Here is a 19668-nt window from a genome sequence, read left to right as displayed (position 1 = left end):
ACTGGCACGAGAATCCGGCGGCTGTCGTGCACGGGGTCTTGGTGGGAGTGGGTAGCGCGGGGGAGTCCTTGCCCGGCTTGCCGCTGCGGTCCGGGGCGGGGCGGGTTTGGGTGCTGGAGATGACGACTGTGTTGTCTTGGTTCGACGCCCACGCGCCCTCTATGCCGGTCTGCGGGGGAGGCGGATCCACAACCCCGATTGGGAGGAGGGCCGATGCCGAAAGGAGAACAGCGGCGACGGATCGCGCGACTACCCACATTGGTAGGACTCTGCCGGGATGAACGAGGAGATTGCGAGGGACGTCGAGGTGTGAGACGGAGAGAACTCTACTTCGATCGGTTGGCGAGGCGGCCTGTCCGCGGGGACTGCAGAACTGCCGTCTGCATTGATCAGCTCGACTGAAGATACGTCCAGGCAAAGTCGCAACGCGACTGAATCGCTTGGGGTCTTGACCGACGTGACGGTATCGAAGCTGGTGGCGCCGACGCGCGTGAGCCCAGCAGCGTGGAGCTGGCTGAAGTTCTTGCGGGCGGAAGCCAGCGCGTCGCCGACGAGCCAGCTGTACACGGCGTCGAAGGATTTCGGCTGGCTCAAGTCTGTTGCGTTCGCAGCGTCGGTGTACTCCTCGAAGGTCTTCTCGGCGGCGGCGAAAGCTTCTTCTTCGGAGGTGAAGGTGAGGGTGGGAGTCGGCGTCGGCGTCGGTGTCGGGGAGCAGCCGGCGAGGAGTGCGGTGATCGAGGCGGCGACGATGAAAGTGGATCGGCGTGGGGCGGCGGCGTGGGAGGTCGGCGGGAGCACCCCGTCACGGTAGCCCGGAGCAGGGGACCGGCGTTCGCGTTATCCACAGGCCGAAGTGGAGACGGCCCCGGCACATGCGTGGCTCAGCGCCAGTGCGCGCGTTCGTACTGCGGAGGCCAGGGGACCTCGGCGCCCAGCTCATGGGCGGCACGGAGGGCGAAGTGCGGATCGCGCAGCCATTCCCGTCCGGCGAAGATCGCGTCGGCCGCCCCGTCGGCGAGCACCTGTTCGGCCTGCTCGGCGGCGGTGATCAGCCCCACTGCGGTGACCGGGATGCGTCCGCCCTGGCGGACGGTCTCGGCCAACGGCACCTGGTATCCGGGGAATACGTCGATCTGCTGATGCGCGACCAGGCCGCCGCTGGAGACGTCGACGAGGTCGGCGCCGTGCTGCGTCGCCCATGCACTCACGAGTGCGGCCTCTTCTGGGGCGAACCCGCCTTCCGCGTGGTCGGTCGCTGAGATCCGGACGAACAGCGGTACATCCGGCCCCGCGGCGTCGCGCACGGCGTCCACGACGCGCAGCAGCAGTCGGGCGCGGTTCTCCAGCGACCCGCCGTAGTCGTCGTCGCGTCGGTTCGACAGGGGGGAGATGAACTGGTGCACGAGGTAGCCGTGCGCGCCGTGGAGCTCCAGCACGTCGAAGCCGGCCTCGAGCGCACGTCGCGCGGCCGCAGCGAAGGCCTCGACCACGCGGTCGATCCCGGCGAGGTCGAGCGCGACGGGCTCTGCGAATCCGTCGAAGGCGATCGCGGACGGTGCCGATGTCGTCCAGCCGCCGTCCGCGTCCGGGACGGAACCGCGCTCGGGCGCCCATGGCCACCAGGTCGACGCCTTTCGCCCCGCGTGCGCGAGTTGGATGCCGGCGTGCGCACCGCGGTCATGGATGGCCTGCACGATGGGGGCCAGCGCGTCGCGCTGCTCGTCGTTCCACAGCCCGAGGTCGCGCGGCGAGATCCGCCCCTCGGGGACCACCGCGGTCGCCTCGGCCACGATGAGGCCCGCGCCGCCGGAGGCGAACTGTGCAAGATGGGCGTGATGCCATTCCTGAGCCACTCCGTCGACGGCGCTGTACATGCACATCGGGGAGACCCAGAGGCGGTTGCGGAAGGTGACGGCGCGGATGCTCAGCGGGGAGAAGAGAAGACTCACCGTTCGACGCTACCGCCGCGCAGGTGTGCCACGGGCCATCGCACTAACGTGGAGTCATGTTCGAGGTGCGGGAGTGGACACGCGAAGACACGGCGCGGTTCGTCCGGGTGCCGTCCGCGGAGGACGACAAGTACGCCCGTGGGGTGGTGGCTCTGCGCACCGGGTCGGCGGCCTACCCCGGCGCTGCCGTGCTCGGCGTCGAGGCGGCCTGGCGTGCCGGCGCGGGATTCGTCCGCTACGTCGGGCCGGAGCGGGTCGTCGACGCGGTGCTCGCTCGACGCCCCGAGACCGTCGCCGGGGCCGGGCACTCGCGGATCGACGCCTGGGTGATCGGTTCGGGCACTGACGCGTCCCAGCGCAGCGAGGAAGAGAGCGCCGCGCTGCGGCGCATCCTCGCCGACGCGACGCCGGTCGTGATCGATGCGGGGGCGCTGGATCTGGCGGCCGACGCGCGTGCGCCGTTCGTCGTGACACCGCACGCCCGGGAGTTCGCGCGCCTGCAGGACAGGCTGGGGGCGCCGCCTTCGGACGAGGGGCGCGCAGAAGCGGCCCGACGCGTCGCTGCCGAGCTCCACGGCATCGTGCTCCTCAAGGGGGCGCGCACACTGATCGCGGCCCCGGACGGGACGGTGTTCGCCGTCGCCGCGGGCACAGGGTGGCTCGCGACCGCGGGGACCGGAGATGTCCTCGGGGGCGTGCTCGGTGCTGTGATCGCCGCGAACCCCGGTGCGCCGCTCGCCGAGCTCGCGGCTGCGGGGGCGTGGCTGCACGGCCATGCGGCCCGCATCGCCGCCGATGTGCAGGACGGCGGTCCGGGGCATCCGATCGTCGCGCTGGACGTCGCCGAGGCCCTCCCGTTCGCGATCGCGGACGTCCTCGCGTGAACCGTCCCGCGACGACCAGGGTGGCCGTGCTGTGGGGCGCGTTCCTGCTCGTGCACCTGCTCACCGCGTGGCTCGGGTGGGTGTATCCGAGCCAGCCCATGGGCGACGTCGTGCTCGTGTACGAGCCCTGGGCGTCGTCGGCGCTGAGCGGCGGGCCGATCGTCGGCGTCACCGAGACCTGGGTGTACCCGCAGCTCGCGCTCGTACCGATGCTGCTCGCCGCGGGCCTGGCCGCGCCGCTCGTGCCGCTGCTGGGCGTCTCGAGCGCGTACTTGGTGGGTTGGGCGGTGCTGGTCACGGCGCTGGATGCGGTCGCATTCGGTGTGCTGGTGGGTCGGTCGCCGTCGCGCATTCGACGGACGGCCGCGTGGTTCTGGTGCGCGGCCCTGCTGCTGCTCGGCCCGATCGCGCTGTACCGGATCGACGCGATCACCGTGCCCATCGCCGTGATGGGCGGGCTCTGGCTGGTCTCGCGCCCGACCGTCGCCGCCGCGCTCCTCACGAGCGGTGCGTGGATCAAGATCTGGCCGGGCGCGCTCGTGCTCGCCGCGGTGGTCGCGGTACGGGCGCGGCTGCGGGTGGTGCTGGCGGCCGCGATCGTGTCCGCCGGGGTCATCGCGACGCTGTTCCTGCTCGGTGCGGACACCGAGATCCTCGGGTTCCTGACCGAGCAGACCGGACGAGGGCTGCAGATCGAAGCCGTCGCGGCCACACCCTTCCTGTGGCTCGCGGTCGCCGGGGCGGCGCGTATCGAGTACAGCTTCGAGATCCTCACCTTTCAGATCACCGCGCCGGGGGTGGATGCCGTCGCCGCGGTGCTCACACCGCTCATGGCGCTCTGCGTGCTGGCGGTCACCGCGATCGGTGCGGTCAAGGCCGTGCGCGGAGCCGCGTTCCCTCGGCTGTTCCCGCCGCTCGCGTTGTCCCTGGTCGCGCTGCTCATCGTCACGAACAAGGTCGGCTCTCCCCAGTTCCAGACCTGGCTGATCGCGCCGGTGATCCTGTGGATCGTGCTCGACCGGACCAGGGCGCGCATCCCCGCGATCCTGGTTCTCGCGCTGTGCCTGCTCACCTGTCTCGTGTATCCGATCGGGTACGACGCCCTGCTGCGCGCCGATCCGCTCGCCGTCGCGGTGCTGACCGTGCGCAACATCCTTCTCGTCGTCCTTCTCGTGATCGGTGTCCGCGCCCTGCTGCGCGTGCCCGCAATCCGCCGTTCGAACCCCCAGGAGTGAAACCATGCTGATCGCCTTCTCCGTCGCCCCGAGCGGCACCCCCGCCGAGGGACCCGAACGCGCCGACGCCTCCGTGCACGACGCCGTGGCCGCAGCCGTGCGGGTGGTGCGCGAGTCGGGTCTGCCGCACCGCACCACGAGCATGTTCACCGAGATCGAGGGTCCGGACTGGGACACGGTCATGGATGTCGTCAAGCGTGCGACCGAGGCGGTAATGCCGTTCGGCTCGCGGGTGTCGCTCGTGCTGAAGGCCGACATCCGCCCGGGCTACTCCGGCGAGCTCGATGCGAAGATCGAGCGCCTGGAGGCGGCGATCGAGGAGTCCGACGGCCGCTAAGCTGATCCGGTGAATCCCTCGACTGAATCGAGGGGTGCGGCGAAGTGGGCGCTCCTCTCTCTCGCCATCGGCAGTTTCGGCATCGGCATGACCGAGTTCGTGGTCATGGGGCTGCTGCCGAACATCGCCGCCGACCTGCTGCCGTCCCTGTGGGCGACCAGCCAGGAGGAGGCGCTGAGTCAGGCCGGATGGCTCATCTCGCTGTATGCCCTCGGGGTGGTGATCGGTGCGCCGACCATCGCCGGCTTCGTCGCACGCTTCCCGCGGCATCGCGTGATGATCGTCCTCGCGCTCGCGCTCACCCTGTTCAACCTGCTCACGGTGGTCCTGCCCACGTTCGAGCTCGTCGCCGCGTCCCGGTTCCTCGCCGGTCTGCCGCACGGCGCGTACTTCGGCATCGGCGCACTCGTGGCGGCCGACGTGATGGGGCCGGGCAACCGTGCCAAGGGCGTCGCCTTCATCCTCACCGGGCTCACGGTCGCCAACGTGGTGGGCGTGCCGCTGGGGACCTTCCTCGGCCAGCAGTGGGGCTGGCGCGCGGCCTTCGCCGTCGTGGCCGTGGTGTTCGCTCTGGCGACCGTGTGCATCGCACTGTTCGTCCCGGAGCACCCGGGCGACCCCGGCCGCACGATGCGCCAGGAGCTGCGGGTATTCCGCATCCCGCAGGTGTGGTTCACGCTCGGCGTCGGGGCGATCGGCTTCGGTGGCTTCTTCGCGGTGTACAGCTACATCGCGCCGCTGGTGACCGAGGTCGCCGGATCGCCGGAATGGGTCGTGCCGATCATCCTCGTGCTAATGGGCGTGGGTATGACGGCCGGCAACCTGTTGGGCGGCCACCTCGCCGACATCGACCTGCGACGCACGTTGCTGGCGGGCCTCGCCGCGATGGCCGTCGTGTTCGCGCTCCTCGCGTTCCTGTCGTTCTGGATCGTCAGCCTCGGGCTGCTCGTGCTGATCGTGGGCTTCGTCTCCTCGGTGCTGAGCCCGACCATCCAGACGCGGCTCATGGACGTGGCCGGCGACAACCAGTCGATCGCCGCCGCGATGAACCACTCGGCGCTGAACATCGGCAACAGTCTCGGTGCGTTCCTCGGCGGCATCGTGATCGCCGTCGGCTGGGGCTTCACGGCACCCGCGTGGACGGGGGCGGCCCTCGCCGCTGCCGGCCTGCTGATCGCGCTGCTGTCGTATCGCGTCGAGGCCCGTCGCCCGGCCGCGGTGATCGTCGGGTCGTAGAGTGACGGGGTGAGTGCGCCCCAGGAGTCACTGCCCGTCGCCGGTACCGCGGTTCTGCTGCGTACCGCGGATCCCGGGTTCGAGGTGCTGCTGATCCGTCGCCCTGATCGGGGCTCCTTCGCGGGGGCGTGGGTCTTCCCCGGCGGCAAGGTCGAGCCGGGCGACCTCCATGCTGGTGATCCCGAGATCGAGGATGCGCGCCGTGCGGCGGTCCGGGAGACCTTCGAGGAGGTCGGGCTCACCGTGGACGGGCTCACCGCGCTGTCGCAGTGGCAGCCGCCGATCGAGGCGCCCACGCGCATCCGCACCTGGTTCTTCCTTGCGGAGGCGCCCGATGCCGAGCCGTCGCCGTCCGCCGACGAGGTCGCCGAATTCGCCTGGGTGAGTCCCGGCGAGGCACTGGCCCGGCATGGAGCGGGCGAGTGGACGCTGTACCCGCCGACCTGGATCACGCTGCACCAGCTGTCGGCGTTCGCAGACGCGGCAGGGGCCTTGGCCTCCACCGGTACGACGCAGCTGTTCCAGACCCGCGTGCTCGACGCCGGCCGCACGTTCGCCTGGGAGCAGGGACGCCTCGACGCCGGTGCTCTGCCGTGGCGGTTCACCGCCCGCTGAGCGGGTCAGTTGGCGAGCAGCCGCCGCAGGTTGGTGCCCACCGCCTCGGTCTCGATCAGGAAGCCGTCGTGCCCGAAATCGCTCGAGACGACCACCGCCTCACCGCCGATGACATTCGGGATGCTGCGGGCGATGCGCTGCTGCCCATCGACCGGGAACAGCCGATCGCTGTCGATTCCGAGCACGAGCGTGGTGGCCGTGACCGCGTGCAGCGCCTCTTCGACGCCGCCGCGTCCGCGACCGACGTCGTGCGAGTTCATGGCCTCGACCAGCGTGATGTAGCTGTTGGCGTCGAAGCGTCGCGTGAACTTGTTGCCGTGGAAGTCGAGGTACGACTCGACGGCGAACCGGCCCCCGTGTCCGAGCGGCGAGACATCGGACTGCCATGACCGCTGGAAGCGCTGGTTGAGCTCGATCGGGCTGCGGTAGTTCAGCAGCGCCATGCGCCGCGCCAGCGCGAGTCCACGGTGCGGACCGTCGCCGTCGGCGAGGTCGTAGTACTCGCCGCCCTGATATCGCGGATCCATCCGGATGGTCTCCAGCTGCACCGTGTTCAGGGCGATCTGATCGGCTGTCGTCACCGGGGGAGAGGAGAGCACGGCGAGCCGCTGCACCCGTTCGGGGTGGGTGACCGCCCACTCCAGGGCGTGCATGCCGCCCATCGATCCGCCGATGACGGCGGCCCAGGCGTCGATCCCGAGCGCGTCGGCGAGGCGCACCTGCGCCGCCACCTGGTCGCGGATGGTCAGGTACGGGAAGCGGGAGGCCCACTCATAGCCGTCGGGGGCGACGCTCGCGGGACCCGTGGAGCCCTGGCAGCCGCCCAGCATGTTCGGGGCGATCACGAACCACCGGTCGGTGTCCAGCGGGGCACCGGGGCCGGTGATGTCCTCCCACCAGCCGACGGTCGGGTGGCCGGAGCCGGCGGCGCCGCGCACGTGACTGTCGCCGGTGAGCGCGTGCAGCACCAGGATGGCGTTGTCGCGGGCGGCGTTCAGCTCGCCCCAGGACTCGTAGGCGAGGCGGATGCCGGGAAGCTCCGCGCCGCTCTCCGTCGCGAAGGCTCCGAACGCGGCGAAGCGGCGGCCGCCCACGGGGTCGCCGTCGCGCCATGCGCCGGTCGCCGGCGGTCGCGCGCGGAGCAGCCGGACGTCGGCCTCCGTCACGGGTGCCGACGGCACCGTGTCCTCGGAGGTCGTCTGCCAGTCCATGCCTCCATTCTCGCCTGGCGGGACGCCCGTCGGCGGCAGGTTACGGCCCGGTGTCGTCGTGTGCGGCGACGCACGCGTCTCAGCGCACGCGCGTGACGGTGGCGAGGTGGTCGCTGTTGCCGGCGGGCATCGTGGTCGAGGTGATCACTTGGAGTCCCCGCACGAACACCTGATCGATGCGGACCAACGGGACGCCTGCGGGCCAGGTCAAACCGAGTGTCCCGTCCGTCGGACGCGCCCAGTCCGCCTCGGAACGCAGGGCCGACAGACTCGGGTCCGTCGACGGGGCGTTGAAGTCCCCGACGGCGATGAGTGCGTCCGCCGGGTCGGCGGCGACCTGCGCCGCGAGACCGCTGAGCATGGTGTCGCGATCCTGCTGATGTCCGGGGCGCACCGACGCGGCGTGCAGCACGTACACGGCGACCGGCGCGGTCGGCGCCTGCACCTCGACGCGCAGTGCACGCTTCCAGCCGAGCCCGAGCGTGAGCGGCTCGACATCGGTGAGCGGGTATCGGCTCCAGACGGCGACGGTGCCGACCGCGTAGGTGTGCGGGTACTCGGCCGCGAGAACGTCCTGCGCGGCGGCGAGGCTGTCGCCGTCGAGCTCCACCAGCGCGATCACGTCGGCGCCGGTGCTCGCGAGCGCTGTGGCGGACGCGGCCGCACCGCCGGACTGCGCGCGGACGTTCTGACTCACGACGACCAGGTCGGAGTCCGCGGCCGTGCCGGGGAATCCGGGGAGGGCAGGGGCGATGGCGAGCACCCAGAGGAGCGCGGGAACCAGCACGAGGATGAGGGCGCGGCGGGCGAGGAACAGGGTCGTGACGAGCAGTACGAGGACGACGATGCCGAGCCAGGGGAGGATCGCCGCGACGGCGGTTCCGATGACGCCCGGAACCCAGCCGAGTGCCACGACGACAGCGAGCACGACACTCGCGACCGCGAGCCGCCGGCCGTGGATCGTCGCGGTACGCCGCACACGGGTAGGTCGTTGTTCGACGTCGATCATGCGCTCCTCACCGCGGGCATTCCATTCTCGACGGTGCTCCCTGTGGGCCGGCCGGGCGGCGGACGCGAAGATGCCCTCGACCGATCGGTCGAGGGCACCTTCGGACGGCTGAGCGTCAGGCGCGAGCGGCCTCCGACACGGCACGCGCCGCGGCGAGAGCCTGCTCCAGGTCGGCCTTGAGGTCGTCGACGTTCTCGATGCCGACGGACAGACGGACCAGGCCCGGCGTGACACCGGCGGTCAGCTGCTGCTCGGGGGTGAGCTGAGCGTGCGTGGTGGACGCGGGGTGGATGACGAGCGACCGCACGTCGCCGATGTTGGCGAGGTGGCTGAACAGCGACAGGCTGTTCACGAACTCGCGGCCGGCCTCCACGCCGCCCTTCAGCTCGAACGACAGCACGGCGCCGACGCCCTTGGGGGCGTACTCGTTCGCCTTGGCGTACCACGGCGAGGAAGGCAGGCCGGAGTAGTTGACCGTCGCGACGTCATCGCGGCCGTCGAGCCACTCGGCGATCTCCTGCGCGTTCTGCACGTGACGCTCGATGCGCAGCGACAGCGTCTCGACGCCCTGGATGAGGTTCCACGCGCTCTGCGGGGCGATCGCCGAGCCGAGGTCGCGCAGCAGCTGCACGCGGGCCTTGATGATGTAGGCGAGCGCGTCGCCGACCGCGGTCGTGTAGCTCGCACCGTGGTACGAGGGGTCGGGCACGGTGAGGCCGGGGAACTTGTCGACGTTCTTCGACCACTCGAACTTTCCGCCGTCGATGATCACGCCGCCGATGGTGGTGCCGTGACCGCCGAGGAACTTCGTGACCGAGTGCACGACGATGTCTGCGCCGAACTCGAACGGACGGATCAGGTACGGCGTGGCGATCGTGTTGTCCACGATGAGCGGCACGCCGTTCTCATGGGCGACATCGGCCACGGTGCGGATGTCGAGGATGTTGATCTGCGGGTTGCCGATCGTCTCCGCGAAGAACAGCTTCGTGTTCGGACGGACCGCGCGGCGCCATTCCTCGGCGTCGTCCTGGTTCTCGACGAACGTGACCTCGATGCCGAGCTTCGCGAGCGTGTACTTGAAGAGGTTGTACGTGCCGCCGTAGATCGAGCTCGATGCGACGAAGTGGTCGCCGGCCTGCGCGATGTTGAGGATCGCGAAGGTCGAGGCCGCCTGGCCGCTGGAGAGGACGAGCGCACCCGTGCCGCCTTCGAGGGCGGCGAGACGTTGCTCGAGCACGTCCTGCGTGGGGTTCTGGATGCGGGTGTAGATGTTGCCGAACTCCGCGAGGGCGAAGAGGTTGGCCGCGTGGTCCGCACTGTCGAACACGTAGGACGTGGTCTGGTAGATCGGCGTGGCACGGGCCTTCGTGACGGGGTCGGGGGCAGCGCCCGAGTGGATCTGCTTGGTCTCGAAACGCCAGGACTCGGGTGCGGACATGTGATTCCCCCAGAAGTAGTCGGAAGGTCGGATGGCGGATGCCGTTGCAGCGAGAGTACGGAACTCCGGTGCTTGTCAACAACAGCCGGGAAATGTGACGTAACACAGTGAAGGCGCGGAAACACGGGGCTGGACGGATCGGCGACCGTCCGTGCGGGGCCTGGCAATCGGTCGGGAACACCGTACGGTGGGAGGCATGGTGACGAGACGTGCAGTGGTGACGGGTGCGAGTTCGGGAATCGGCGCGGCGACGGTGCGTGCGCTTCGGTCGAGGGGATGGGACGTCGTCGGAGTCGCCCGCCGTGAGGACCGCCTGGCTGCGCTCGCCGCGGAGACCGGAGCCTCGGCGATCGCGTGCGATCTGACGGATGCGGCGGCGGTCGAGGCGTTGGTGGCGGAGCTCGCCGCGTCCGGCCCCGTGCACGCGCTGGTCCAGGTGGCGGGCGGGGCCCGCGGAACCGACCGGATCGAGGACGCCTCGGTGGACGACTGGCAGTGGATGTTCGACGCCAACGTGCTCGCGAGTCAGCGCCTGGTCGCCGGGCTGCTGCCCCTGCTGCGCCGCGCGGCATCGGAAGACGGCCACGCCGACACCGTGTTCATCACGTCGACGGCCGCGCAGACGGCGTACGCCGGTGGCGCGGGATACAACGCCGCCAAGGCAGCCGAGGGGATGCTCGTGAAGGTCCTCCGTCAGGAGCTCAACGGCGAGCCGATCCGTGTGGTCGAGATCGCGCCGGGCATGGTGCACACCGAGGAGTTCACGCTCAACCGTCTGGGCGGGGATGCCCTCGCCGCTGAAGCCGTCTACGCCGGAGTCGAGGCGCCGCTCGTGGCCGACGACGTCGCCGACGTGATCGCGTACGCCCTGGAGTCGCCGGGGCACGTGAACCTCGACCTGATCACGATGCGTCCGGTCGCGCAGTCGGCGCAGCACCTGCTCGCACGCGGTCCGCTCCGTGTGCGCTCGATCGACTGAAGATGTCGAGGACACTCGCCGAGCTCGCCGACGACGGGCAGATCGACGCGGGGTGGGCGCAGGCCCTCGCCCCGGCCCAGGAGACGATCACGGCTCTCGGAGAACGGCTGCGCGCCGAGCAGGAGGCCGGGCACGGCTACCTGCCGTCGGGCGCGAACGTGCTCCGGGCGTTCCGGCGACCGCTGTCGGAGGTGCGGGTGCTGATCACCGGTCAGGATCCCTATCCCACGCCGGGGCATCCGATCGGCCTCTCCTTCGCGGTCGACCGTGACGTGCGGCCGCTGCCGAGGAGCCTGTCCAACATCTACAAAGAGCGCGAGAGCGATCTCGGCATCCCGCCCGCGCCGCACGGTGATCTGGCGGCGTGGAGCGACCAGGGTGTCCTGCTGCTGAACCGGGTGCTCACGGTGCGTCCCGGGGTTGCCGGCTCGCATCGCGGCTGGGGCTGGGAGTCCGTCACCGAGCTCGCGATCCGTGCACTCGCCTGTCGCGATCAGCCGCTCGTCGCCGTGCTCTGGGGCAAGGATGCCGCGAATCTGCAGCCGCTGCTCGGCGAGACGCCCGTGATCGCCTCGGCCCATCCCTCGCCGTTGTCCGCGCGGCGGGGCTTCTTCGGCTCCCGCCCGTTCTCGCGCGTCAACGCCCTGCTGGCGGAACAGGGTGCAGAGCCGGTGGACTGGAGGGTGGAAGGCGAAGGGTCTCCGTCCCTAAGCTGAGCGCATGCAGTTCGAGCCGGGGGACCGTCGTCGTGTCCTGCCGCGCCATCTGCGTCCGGAGATCGAGCCCGAGGTCTTCTCCTACACGATCCGGCCCGCCCGGCCTGCGGATCTCCCGCACGTGCGGGAGATCTACAACCACTTCGTGAGCAACTCCGCTGTGACGCTCGACGAACGCCGCAGCAGCATCCCGTACTGGCGCGACAAGTACGCGCTGCTCACACGGCTCGAGCTGCCGTTCCTCGTCGCGGTGTCGCCGAGCGGAGGCGTGCTCGGGTATGCGCTGGCGCAGCCGTGGGCGGGCAAGAACGCCTACAAGTACACGGTTGAGGACTCGATCTACCTCGGGCCCGGTGCGGGAGGGAAGGGACTCGGAGCGGCTCTGCTCCGCGCCCTCATCGATGCGTGCGAGCAGATCGGTCTGCGCGAGATGGTCGCCGTGATCAGCGATCAGGGTGCTGAGGCGTCGATCCGGCTGCACGAGAAGCTCGGCTTCGTGGAGGCCGGGCGCATGGGTCGCGTGGGGTACAAGTTCGGACGCGATCTGGGCACGGTGTACATGCGGCGCGTGCTGCGGCCTACGGCTCGCCGTCGTTCCTTGTTCCGCTCGATGCGCTGACGACGCACCTTCCCCACGGCTCCCGACCCACCCCCTTCCGTGCGACCCACCCCCCTTCCACACGCACGCAGAGGGGCGGGTCGCGCCGAAAGGGGTGGGTCGGCGGGAGTATGAGTGGGCGCAGGTCAGGGGATCGTGGGGATCGCCGCGAGCAGCGCCTTCGTGTAGTCCTGCGTGGGGTGCAGAAGCACCTTCTGCGTCGCACCCCGCTCGACGATGTGCCCGTCCTTCATGACGACGACGGTGTCGCACAGGTTCTGCACCACGCCGATGTCGTGCGACACCAGCACCAGGGTGAGGTCGGTCGTCTTCCGCAACTCGATCAGCAGCTCCAGGATCTGCGCACGCACTGTGACGTCGAGTGCCGACAGCGGCTCGTCACCGACCAGGATGCGCGGGCCGTGCGCGATCGCACGCGCCAGGGCGATGCGCTGCCGCTGTCCGCCGGAGAACTCGTGCGGGTAGCGGTCGCCCATCTCGGGCTCGAGCCCGACCTGTTCGAGTACCTCGTGCACCCGCGCGCGGTGGTCGCCGTCGATGCCCAGTGCCCAGAGCGGCTCGCGCACGATCTGGCCGGCCGTCATCCTCGGGTCGAGCGAGGCGTAGGGGTCCTGGAACACGAGTCCGGTGTCGCGGCGCAGCCAGTGCAGCGATTTCGCGGACGCATTGGCGTCGACCCGACGTCCGTCGACGGTCACCGTGCCGGTCGTCGGCCGGTCCAGTCCCAGCAGCAGTCGCACCAGAGTGGACTTGCCCGAACCCGATTCGCCGATGATCCCGACGGACGACCCCTCGACGATGTCGAGGTCGGTGGGAGCCAGCGCGGTCTGGGTGCGGGTGCGCTCGAATGTCGAGCGCTTCGGCACGAAGAAGTCGCGCCCGAGCCCGCGCGCCTCGATCAGGCTCATGCGACACCGCCGTCCGGTCGCCACAGCGTCGCGGTCGCGTCGCGCAGGAGGCCCTGCGTGATCGGCGAGGTCGGAGCGGTCAGGAGCGTTGACACGGGGGCGGCCTCGACCACCCGCCCGTGTTCGAGCACGACGCCCTCGGTCGCGACCTGCGCGAGCACGGCGAGATCGTGCGTGATGAACACCAGCGACATTCCTTCGTCGGCGACGAGGGAGAGCAGCAGCGAGAGGATCTCGGCCTGGATCGTCACGTCGAGAGCGGTGGTCGGCTCGTCGGCGATCAGCAGTCGTGGTCGGCAGGCGAGCGCCATCGCGATCGCGACGCGCTGCCGCTGACCGCCCGAGAGCTGGTGCGGGTAGCGATCCACGATCGCCTGCGGATCGGGCAGCCGCACCCGGGCGGCTTCGGCGATCGCACGCTCCCTCGCCTCCCGTCGACCGAGCCCTTCGTGGATCCGGATCGATTCGGCGATCTGACGCCCCACCGTGCGGATCGGATTCAGGGCTGTCCGCGGCTCCTGGAACACGATGCCGATGTCGTCGCCGCGCAGGCGTGCGAGCTCGCGATCCGGCATCCCGATCAGCTCGGTGTCGTCCCAGCGGATGCTTCCGGTCGCGGTGGCGCCGTCGGGGAGCAGCCCGAGCAGGGCGAGTGCCGTGAGGGACTTGCCGGAGCCGGACTCGCCGATCAGGCCGAGTCGCGCGCCGTCCGGCACCTCGAAGGAGATGCCGTCGACCACGCGGCGCCCGTCGATCTCGATCACCAGATCCTGCACGGAGAGGCTCATGCGACCACCCCCGGAGTGTGGATCTCGGCGGTGCGGTGACGCAGGGTCGGATCGGTGGCTTCGCGCAGACCGTCGCCGAGCAGGTTCAGGGCGAGCACGGTGATCGTGATCGTGAGCCCGGGCCAGATCACCGAGAGCGGATGCACGCCGATGTAGCGCTGCAGGTCGGCGAGGAGCAGCCCCCAGCTGGGCTCCACCACGGAAGCGCCGAAGCCGAGGTACGACAGGCCCGCCTCGGCGAGCACGGCCACCGCCATCGACCACGACAGCTGAACGATGAACACCGGTGCGACGTTGGGCAGCAGGTGCCGTACGAGGCTCTGCGCGGGGGTGAGCCCCGAAGCGCGCGCCGCGAGGACGAAGTCGCTCTGCTGCACACGACGCAGTTCGGGGCGCGTGACACGGGCGATGTTGACGCCGAAGCCGATGCCGACCGCCCAGATGACCACCCACAGCGATCCGCCCCACACGGAGGAGATCATCATGGCGATGAGCAGCACCGGGAAGGCGATCAGGATGTCGACGAGCACGGCGACCGTCTCCCGCATCCAGCGCGCGGTGAGGGCGCCGAGAGCCGCGAGCGCGATGCCGACGAGGGTGGCGACGATGCCGGCGCCGATGCTCACGAACACGGTCGTCCGCGCCCCCGCCATCAGCAGACTGAGGATGTCGCGTCCGGTGTCGTCCGTCCCGAGCAGGTGCGGCCAGCCGGGCGGCAGCCAGCGGTCGCCGATGTTCGACGCCTGCGGGTCGAAGGGCGTCCAGAACAGCGACACGAGCGCTGCGGCGGCGATCACCGCCACGACGATGATCCCGAAGCGTCCTGTCGCCGTGTCCCAGAGTCGGCGGAGCCAGCGCGGCGTCATGCGGCCTCCCGCTGTCGGGGATCGATCGCGCGGTGCACGAGATCGACGAGGAAGCCGACGATCAGCACGAAGCCGGTGAGGACGAGGAGCTCGCTCTGCACCTTGATGAGGTCGCGGGTGCCGACGTCGGCGACCAGCATGCGCCCGATCCCGGGCAGGGTGAACAGTTGTTCGATCACGACCGAGCCGACGATGATGCCCGCCACCTGCAGTCCGAGTACGGTGATTATGGACAGGCCGACGGCCGGGATGCCGTGCTGGATCAGGGCGCGTGTGCGGGTGAGGCCCTTGGCCGCGGCCGTCCGTACGAAATCCTGTCCTGCCGCCTGCAGCGTGGCGCTGCGCACGAACCGCATGAGCATGGCGCCCTCGACGATGCCGATCGTGAGGGCGGGGAGCAGGAGCGCCTCGATCGCCTTCCCCGGCGTGGACCAACCGGTGCGCGGGAAGCCCTGCGGGGGGAGCCAGCCCAGCCAGACCGAGAACACGACGATGAGCATCATCCCGGCCCACACGACGGGTACGGCGGCCAGGGCCTGTGCGCCGACGCTCAGCGCCGTGCCGCCGCGGCGGTTGCGCAGGAGCGCGGCGAGGATGCCGAACGGCACCGCGATGAGCACCGCGATGAGGAGCGACATGATGCCGAGGGGCACGGTGACCTGCGCCTTGAGGAACAGTTCCTCGCCGACCGAGGCTCCCGACAGCAGCGAGGTGCCGAGGTCTCCTCGGAAGATCCCGCCGATCCAGTCGGCGTACTGCGCGAAGAGCGGACGGTTCAGGCCGAGGGATTCGCGCAGGGCGTCGACCTCCGCGGGCGATGCCTGGGTGCCGGCGATCAGCTGTGCGACGTCTCCGGGGAAGACCCGCAACGTCAGGAAGATGAGCACGCTCGACACGAGGAGCCCTGCGATGAGCAGGGCTCCTCGGACGAGCGCGTAGCGGATCACGAAGGGGTGACCGCTCGCTACTTCTCGGCGGAGACGGTGACGCCGGCCAGGTTGATGCGCGAGTTGATCGAGTCCTTCGGGAACCCGGTGACGATCGGGCTCACGGCCGTGATCGTCTCACCGTTGTACAGCCAGTCGGCCGCGTGGTCCTCGGAGACGATGCGCGCCGCCTGTGCGAGGAGGTCTGCGGACTTGTCCGGGTCGACCTCTGCGAGGGCCTTCGCGTACAGGCTCTGCACCTCGGCGTTGTCGTAGCCGAAGTAGTAGTCGGGGTTGGCGAAGTTGCCGAAGTCGCGCGGCTCGACGTGCAGCACGAAGCTCAGGTCGTAGTCGTGGTTGGTGTAGACGTCTTCGAGCCAGGTCGGGAACTCGACCGAGTCGACGTCGAGGGTCACGCCGACCTTGGCGAAGTCGGAGATCAGCACCTTCGGCACCGTGGTGCCGTAGAACGACGGGATCGTGAGGGTCAACTCCAGGTCCTTCTGACCGGCTTCCTCGAGCAGCTTCTTGGCCTTGTCCGGGTCGTAGGAGATGACATCGGAGAGGTCTTCGTAGCCCGGGTCGAGCTCGGGGATCGGTCCGTACAGCGTGGTGCCGGCGCCGACCGCCTCGATCAGGGCCTCGTGGTCGATCGCGAGACGCAGCGCCTCGCGCACGCGCACGTCGTCGAGGGGTGCCTTCTTGTTGTTGAAGGCGAGCGTGGCCTTGTCAGTCGTACGCCCCTTCGTGAGGGTGAAGTCGCCGGAGTCCTCGAGCTGAGAGGCGAGGTTGGGGTCGACGGCGGTGAGTACGTCGACGTCGCCCGCGAGTGCGGCGTTGACACCGGCGGTGAAGTCGGGGATGTACTGGAACTCGACCTGAGCGACTCCGGCCTTCTCGCCCCAGTAGGCGTCGTTGCGCGCGAACGTGATGGTGCTGCCCTTGTTCCAGCGCGTCAGGGTGAACGGACCGGTGCCGTTCTCCGCCGTCTTCAGGTCGGTGGTGTCACCCGTCTTGAACACGAGACCTGCGGGACCGGTCAGCGCGAACAGGAAGTTCTGGTTCGGCGCGGAGAGCACGATCTCGACCGTGGACTCGTCCGGTGCGGTGATCGAGGCGACGGACGCGAAGTCGGCGTTGCCCTGCACGGTCGTGTCGGTGCGCACGGCCTCGTAGGAGGAGACGACGTCGGCGGAGGTGAGCGGCGTGCCGTCGTGGAAGACGACGCCGTCGTTGAGCGTGAAGGTGTAGGTGAGGCCGTCGGATGAGACCTCGTAGTCCGACGCCAGGCGCCCTTCGATGTCGTTGTCCTGGGTGCGGCTGACGAGGCCCTCATAGATGTTGTCGATGAGGATCTGCTCGAGGGCGGCGCCGCTCGTGTGGCGGATGTCGAGGTTGGTCGGCTCCAGGACGAGGCCGACGTGGAGCGTCGCGTCCGGGTCGGGGGAGCTCGGGGCGCTGGACGGCGTCTCGGCGGGGGTGCCGGAGCAGGCGCTCAGGATCACGGCGGTGGCCGCGAGCGCGGATATCAGCGCAAGACGTCGGGTGCGTCGGAACATGGGCGTTTCCTCTCGGTACGGCAGCTGCTGTGTGCCGTGGGATCGAGCCTAGAGATGTGTGGCAGGGTGCGGGTCGGGTGTGGAACGGAACGTCACATTCCCCGGGCGGGGGACGCGGTGTCGATGAGTGTGGCCAGGGCGACGGGTGCGGTCTCCTGGACGTTGTGGGTCGCCTCCAGGACGACCAGCTGGGCGGTGGGTACGCGCTGCTGGAACGCGGCGGCATCGGCCTCGCTGACGAATCCGCGTTCGGCACGCACGAGCGTGATCGGTGCGCGGACGGCGGCGAGGTCGTCCCAGCCGGTCTCGTGCAGCGCCGACGGCGCCTCGGTGGTGCCCGGGTCGTGGGCGGCGAGGGCATGCGCGGCGAGGTGCGCGAAGTGGTGCTTCCACTCCACGCGTCCGTCGTCGCGGACGCGGGTGTTGAGGAAGACGCCGCGTTCGGTCTCGGCGCGCGAGCCGCCGAAGCCCAGCGACATCGCCTTGTCGACGAGCTCGTCGCGGGAGGCGAAATCGGTGGGGCCCGCATAGAACTCGCGGAGTGCCGCGGGGCCGGCAGTGACATCGATGCCGGGCGTGATGTCGATGATCACCAGGTCGGAGACGAGGTCGGGGCGGACGGCGGCGAGAGCGGCGCCGGTGAGCCCACCGAGCGACTGGCCGACGACGAGCTGCGGCTGCGTCGTCCAGGCGTCGAGTGCGGCGGCGACGTCGGAGGCCAGCCTGCGCGGGGAGTAGTCGGCGTCGTCGCGCCAGGAGGAGTCGCCGTGGCCCGCGAGATCGATCGCGAGCACAGGCTGCTGCAGCGCGAGCACCGTGGTGTCCCACGTGTGCGCGTTCAGACCCGCGCCGTGCAGGAGTGTGACCCGGGGGGCTCCGCTGCCGAAGCGCAGGGCGCTGAGCGAGCGCCCGTCTGCGAGAGTGAGAGCGAGTCGCTCGACCGCGGGGAGCGGGACGCCGAGCGCGTCGGCCTGTGCAGGAAGATAACTGAACTCGGTGATGTCGATCGCCACGTCCATATTCTGCGCCCTTTCCTCGACGCGGCGGAAATGCGAGAGCGTAGTGACAAGCTATGTGTCGAAATGTGTGGAAGTAATGCGTGGTGTGACCGCTTTTTTCGTGTCATTCTGCATTTTCCCGACGAGGCAACCCTCGGGGCATCTCAGGGGAACGCCGAATATCATGGAGGCATGAGCGAGACGCGCGTGCACCTGTCCAAGACCGAGCCGGCCGCCTACCAGGCCCTCGACGCCTTCTCGAAGACGGTCGGGCAGATCTGTGCCGCGAATGGCATCGACGATCGCCTCAAGGAGATCGTCATGATCCACTGCTCGCAGCTCAATGGATGCAGCTACTGCACCCGCATCCACGTCGACCGTGCCGTGGCCGCAGGCATCGACACCGACACCCTCACGCAGATCCCGACCTGGCGCGAGAGCGGCGTGTTCAGTGAGCGCGAGCGCGCTGCCCTCGAACTCGCCGAGGCATTCACGTTCATCGCGGAGGACGGCATCTCCGACGAGGTGTACGACCTCGTCGGCGGCGTGTTCACCGAGAAGGAGTACGCGGCGTTGAGTTGGGCCTGCGTCTCCATCAACGCCTTCAACCGGGTCGTGATCGCCGGTCGTTATCCGGTTCCCGCCCGGGCGCCGCAGGCGCAGGCATGACGATCCTCGTCGTCGACGGCGTCTCGAACGTCCGCGACGTCGGAGGTATCCCGGTGGAGGGTGGCCGAGTGCGCGCGGGTGTCCTGCTGCGCTCGGGCCAGCTGTCCGGGGCGACGACCACGGGGGCCTCGGCGCTCCGCGCGAGCGTGGATCACATCGTCGACCTGCGCGACGGCGAGGAGGTGGCGGCGGAGCCCACCGAGATCGAGGGGCCCGACACCACGCACCTCCCGCTGTTCCTGGGGTCGGTGCGCTCGTTCTTCGAGGCGGACACGAGTCTCGACGACCTCTATCTGCACCTGCTCGAGCAGAGCGGAGAGCGGCTGGTCGAGGCCATCCGCATCATCGCGCGTGGGCAGCGAACCCTCGTGCACTGCACCGTCGGCAAGGACCGCACCGGTGTGACCGTCGCCCTGGCGCTATCGGCCGTCGGAGCCGATCGGGAGGCGGTGATCGCCGACTACGCGCTGACGGAGTCGCAGCTGCCTGCGCAGCGCTCACGCCGGATCGCCGAGTACCTGCGCACCCAGCATCCCGAGGCCGTGCACGCGGTCGCACTCGCCACGCAGTCGCCGGCGCCCGTGATGCGTCGGCTCCTGGAGCAGGTGGATGAGCGATGGGGGTCGGCTGCGGGGTACCTGCGTGCGCAGGGGATGACTGAACACGAGCTGACCGCGCTCGCTGCAGCGCTCGTCGAGGTCGCGCCCTAGTCATCTGCGCCGGGGC

The 19668-nt window shown here is 69.8% G+C and carries 22 protein-coding genes; 10 read left to right on the top strand and 12 right to left on the bottom strand.

Annotated elements, in window-relative coordinates; all coding sequences use genetic code 11:
• The 3 genes from WFM69_RS18275 to WFM69_RS18265 form a co-directional block, all read right to left on the bottom strand.
• Positions 1-190 (bottom strand): hypothetical protein (locus tag WFM69_RS18275; RefSeq protein ID WP_337007138.1); only part of this gene is annotated, 190 nt, incomplete at its 3' end.
• Between the two features lie 59 nt (positions 191-249).
• Complete coding sequence (locus tag WFM69_RS18270; RefSeq protein WP_337007136.1) at positions 250-798, bottom strand: hypothetical protein; 549 nt, start codon at positions 796-798, stop codon at positions 250-252.
• A gap of 83 nt (positions 799-881) precedes the next feature.
• Complete coding sequence (locus tag WFM69_RS18265; protein ID WP_337007134.1) at positions 882-1949, bottom strand: NADH:flavin oxidoreductase/NADH oxidase; 1068 nt, start codon at positions 1947-1949, stop codon at positions 882-884.
• Positions 1950-2005: 56 nt separating this feature from the next.
• Here WFM69_RS18265 and WFM69_RS18260 point away from each other — a divergent pair, with 56 nt between their 5' ends.
• From WFM69_RS18260 to WFM69_RS18240, 5 genes are read left to right on the top strand one after another with little or no spacing between them, the layout of a single operon-like run.
• On the top strand, positions 2006-2833 hold the full coding sequence (locus WFM69_RS18260; RefSeq protein ID WP_337007132.1) for an NAD(P)H-hydrate dehydratase: 828 nt from the start codon (positions 2006-2008) through the stop codon (positions 2831-2833).
• Positions 2830-4068 carry a hypothetical protein gene (locus WFM69_RS18255; RefSeq protein ID WP_337007130.1) on the top strand — a complete coding sequence of 413 codons (1239 nt, stop codon included), beginning with the start codon at positions 2830-2832 and terminating at the stop codon, positions 4066-4068. Before WFM69_RS18260 ends, WFM69_RS18255 begins: the two co-directional genes overlap by 4 nt.
• Before the next feature lie 4 nt (positions 4069-4072).
• Positions 4073-4405, top strand: coding sequence for a thiamine-binding protein (locus WFM69_RS18250; RefSeq protein WP_337007128.1), 333 nt, complete (start codon positions 4073-4075; stop codon positions 4403-4405).
• Between the two features lie 9 nt (positions 4406-4414).
• The gene (locus WFM69_RS18245) at positions 4415-5641 is read left to right on the top strand and encodes an MFS transporter (protein ID WP_337007126.1); all 1227 of its coding nucleotides are present in this window, start codon (positions 4415-4417) and stop codon (positions 5639-5641) included.
• A 9-nt stretch (positions 5642-5650) separates the two neighbouring features.
• Positions 5651-6256: an NUDIX hydrolase gene (locus WFM69_RS18240; RefSeq protein ID WP_337007124.1), complete on the top strand. Its 606-nt coding sequence runs from the start codon at positions 5651-5653 to the stop codon at positions 6254-6256.
• A 5-nt stretch (positions 6257-6261) separates the two neighbouring features.
• On the opposite strand, the gene metX is transcribed toward WFM69_RS18240, so the two are convergent.
• The 3 genes from metX to WFM69_RS18225 all read right to left on the bottom strand — a co-directional run bounded on the left by metX (position 6262) and on the right by WFM69_RS18225 (position 9914).
• Positions 6262-7467, bottom strand: coding sequence for a homoserine O-acetyltransferase MetX (gene metX, locus WFM69_RS18235; protein WP_337007122.1), 1206 nt, complete (start codon positions 7465-7467; stop codon positions 6262-6264).
• Between the two features lie 79 nt (positions 7468-7546).
• Positions 7547-8476, bottom strand: coding sequence for an endonuclease/exonuclease/phosphatase family protein (locus WFM69_RS18230; protein ID WP_337007120.1), 930 nt, complete (start codon positions 8474-8476; stop codon positions 7547-7549).
• Between the two features lie 115 nt (positions 8477-8591).
• Positions 8592-9914 carry a bifunctional o-acetylhomoserine/o-acetylserine sulfhydrylase gene (locus tag WFM69_RS18225; RefSeq protein WP_337007118.1) on the bottom strand — a complete coding sequence of 441 codons (1323 nt, stop codon included), beginning with the start codon at positions 9912-9914 and terminating at the stop codon, positions 8592-8594.
• Between the two features lie 196 nt (positions 9915-10110).
• Here WFM69_RS18225 and WFM69_RS18220 point away from each other — a divergent pair, with 196 nt between their 5' ends.
• Genes WFM69_RS18220 through WFM69_RS18210 form a run of 3 tightly spaced genes read left to right on the top strand, consistent with a single transcriptional unit; the run spans position 10111 to position 12228 of the window.
• Positions 10111-10893: an SDR family oxidoreductase gene (locus WFM69_RS18220; RefSeq protein WP_337007116.1), complete on the top strand. Its 783-nt coding sequence runs from the start codon at positions 10111-10113 to the stop codon at positions 10891-10893.
• A gap of 2 nt (positions 10894-10895) precedes the next feature.
• Entirely contained in the window at positions 10896-11609 is a 714-nt protein-coding gene (locus WFM69_RS18215; protein ID WP_337007113.1) for a uracil-DNA glycosylase, read from the top strand.
• A 4-nt stretch (positions 11610-11613) separates the two neighbouring features.
• Positions 11614-12228 (top strand): GNAT family N-acetyltransferase, encoded by a 615-nt coding sequence (locus WFM69_RS18210; RefSeq protein ID WP_337007112.1) that lies wholly within the window; start codon positions 11614-11616, stop codon positions 12226-12228.
• Positions 12229-12353: 125 nt separating this feature from the next.
• Here WFM69_RS18210 and WFM69_RS18205 read toward each other — a convergent pair whose 3' ends face one another.
• The 6 genes from WFM69_RS18205 to WFM69_RS18180 form a co-directional block, all read right to left on the bottom strand.
• Positions 12354-13136: an ABC transporter ATP-binding protein gene (locus WFM69_RS18205; RefSeq protein ID WP_337007110.1), complete on the bottom strand. Its 783-nt coding sequence runs from the start codon at positions 13134-13136 to the stop codon at positions 12354-12356.
• Entirely contained in the window at positions 13133-13924 is a 792-nt protein-coding gene (locus WFM69_RS18200; protein WP_337007108.1) for an ABC transporter ATP-binding protein, read from the bottom strand. The genes WFM69_RS18205 and WFM69_RS18200 overlap by 4 nt, the downstream gene beginning before the upstream one ends.
• A complete protein-coding gene (locus WFM69_RS18195) occupies positions 13921-14790 on the bottom strand; it encodes an ABC transporter permease (RefSeq protein WP_337007106.1) in 870 nt (289 codons plus the stop codon). The genes WFM69_RS18200 and WFM69_RS18195 overlap by 4 nt, the downstream gene beginning before the upstream one ends.
• Positions 14787-15737: an ABC transporter permease gene (locus tag WFM69_RS18190; RefSeq protein WP_337007104.1), complete on the bottom strand. Its 951-nt coding sequence runs from the start codon at positions 15735-15737 to the stop codon at positions 14787-14789. The genes WFM69_RS18195 and WFM69_RS18190 overlap by 4 nt, the downstream gene beginning before the upstream one ends.
• Positions 15738-15754: 17 nt before the next feature.
• Entirely contained in the window at positions 15755-17275 is a 1521-nt protein-coding gene (locus WFM69_RS18185) for an ABC transporter substrate-binding protein (RefSeq protein WP_337007102.1), read from the bottom strand.
• Between the two features lie 92 nt (positions 17276-17367).
• The gene (locus WFM69_RS18180) at positions 17368-18294 is read right to left on the bottom strand and encodes an alpha/beta fold hydrolase (RefSeq protein ID WP_337007100.1); all 927 of its coding nucleotides are present in this window, start codon (positions 18292-18294) and stop codon (positions 17368-17370) included.
• 171 nt (positions 18295-18465) lie between these two features.
• On the opposite strand from WFM69_RS18180, the gene WFM69_RS18175 reads away from it, so the two are divergent.
• Positions 18466-18942 (top strand): carboxymuconolactone decarboxylase family protein, encoded by a 477-nt coding sequence (locus tag WFM69_RS18175; protein WP_337007098.1) that lies wholly within the window; start codon positions 18466-18468, stop codon positions 18940-18942.
• Positions 18939-19652: a tyrosine-protein phosphatase gene (locus WFM69_RS18170; protein WP_337007096.1), complete on the top strand. Its 714-nt coding sequence runs from the start codon at positions 18939-18941 to the stop codon at positions 19650-19652. Before WFM69_RS18175 ends, WFM69_RS18170 begins: the two co-directional genes overlap by 4 nt.
• The last annotated feature ends 16 nt before the right edge of the window (positions 19653-19668 follow it).

Source organism: Microbacterium sp. LB12 (assembly GCF_037150835.1).
GTDB lineage: Bacteria > Actinomycetota > Actinomycetes > Actinomycetales > Microbacteriaceae > Microbacterium.
Note: the sequence above shows the minus strand (reverse complement) of the source record. Positions and strands in the feature narration are given on the sequence as shown.

Excerpts from the sequence above, each read along its gene's own strand:
- WFM69_RS18175 (WP_337007098.1), top strand. The coding sequence starts at position 18,466 with ATGAGCGAGACGCGCGTGCACCTGTCCAAGACCGAGCCGGCCGCCTAC.
- WFM69_RS18250 (WP_337007128.1), top strand. The coding sequence starts at position 4,073 with ATGCTGATCGCCTTCTCCGTCGCCCCGAGCGGCACCCCCGCCGAGGGA.
- WFM69_RS18220 (WP_337007116.1), top strand. The coding sequence starts at position 10,111 with ATGGTGACGAGACGTGCAGTGGTGACGGGTGCGAGTTCGGGAATCGGC.
- WFM69_RS18195 (WP_337007106.1), bottom strand. The coding sequence starts at position 14,790 with ATGACGCCGCGCTGGCTCCGCCGACTCTGGGACACGGCGACAGGACGC.
- WFM69_RS18185 (WP_337007102.1), bottom strand. The coding sequence starts at position 17,275 with ATGTTCCGACGCACCCGACGTCTTGCGCTGATATCCGCGCTCGCGGCC.
- WFM69_RS18215 (WP_337007113.1), top strand. The coding sequence starts at position 10,896 with ATGTCGAGGACACTCGCCGAGCTCGCCGACGACGGGCAGATCGACGCG.
- WFM69_RS18180 (WP_337007100.1), bottom strand. The coding sequence starts at position 18,294 with ATGGACGTGGCGATCGACATCACCGAGTTCAGTTATCTTCCTGCACAG.
- WFM69_RS18200 (WP_337007108.1), bottom strand. The coding sequence starts at position 13,924 with ATGAGCCTCTCCGTGCAGGATCTGGTGATCGAGATCGACGGGCGCCGC.
- metX (WP_337007122.1), bottom strand. The coding sequence starts at position 7,467 with ATGGACTGGCAGACGACCTCCGAGGACACGGTGCCGTCGGCACCCGTG.
- WFM69_RS18170 (WP_337007096.1), top strand. The coding sequence starts at position 18,939 with ATGACGATCCTCGTCGTCGACGGCGTCTCGAACGTCCGCGACGTCGGA.
- WFM69_RS18205 (WP_337007110.1), bottom strand. The coding sequence starts at position 13,136 with ATGAGCCTGATCGAGGCGCGCGGGCTCGGGCGCGACTTCTTCGTGCCG.
- WFM69_RS18210 (WP_337007112.1), top strand. The coding sequence starts at position 11,614 with ATGCAGTTCGAGCCGGGGGACCGTCGTCGTGTCCTGCCGCGCCATCTG.
- WFM69_RS18225 (WP_337007118.1), bottom strand. The coding sequence starts at position 9,914 with ATGTCCGCACCCGAGTCCTGGCGTTTCGAGACCAAGCAGATCCACTCG.
- WFM69_RS18230 (WP_337007120.1), bottom strand. The coding sequence starts at position 8,476 with ATGATCGACGTCGAACAACGACCTACCCGTGTGCGGCGTACCGCGACG.
- WFM69_RS18260 (WP_337007132.1), top strand. The coding sequence starts at position 2,006 with ATGTTCGAGGTGCGGGAGTGGACACGCGAAGACACGGCGCGGTTCGTC.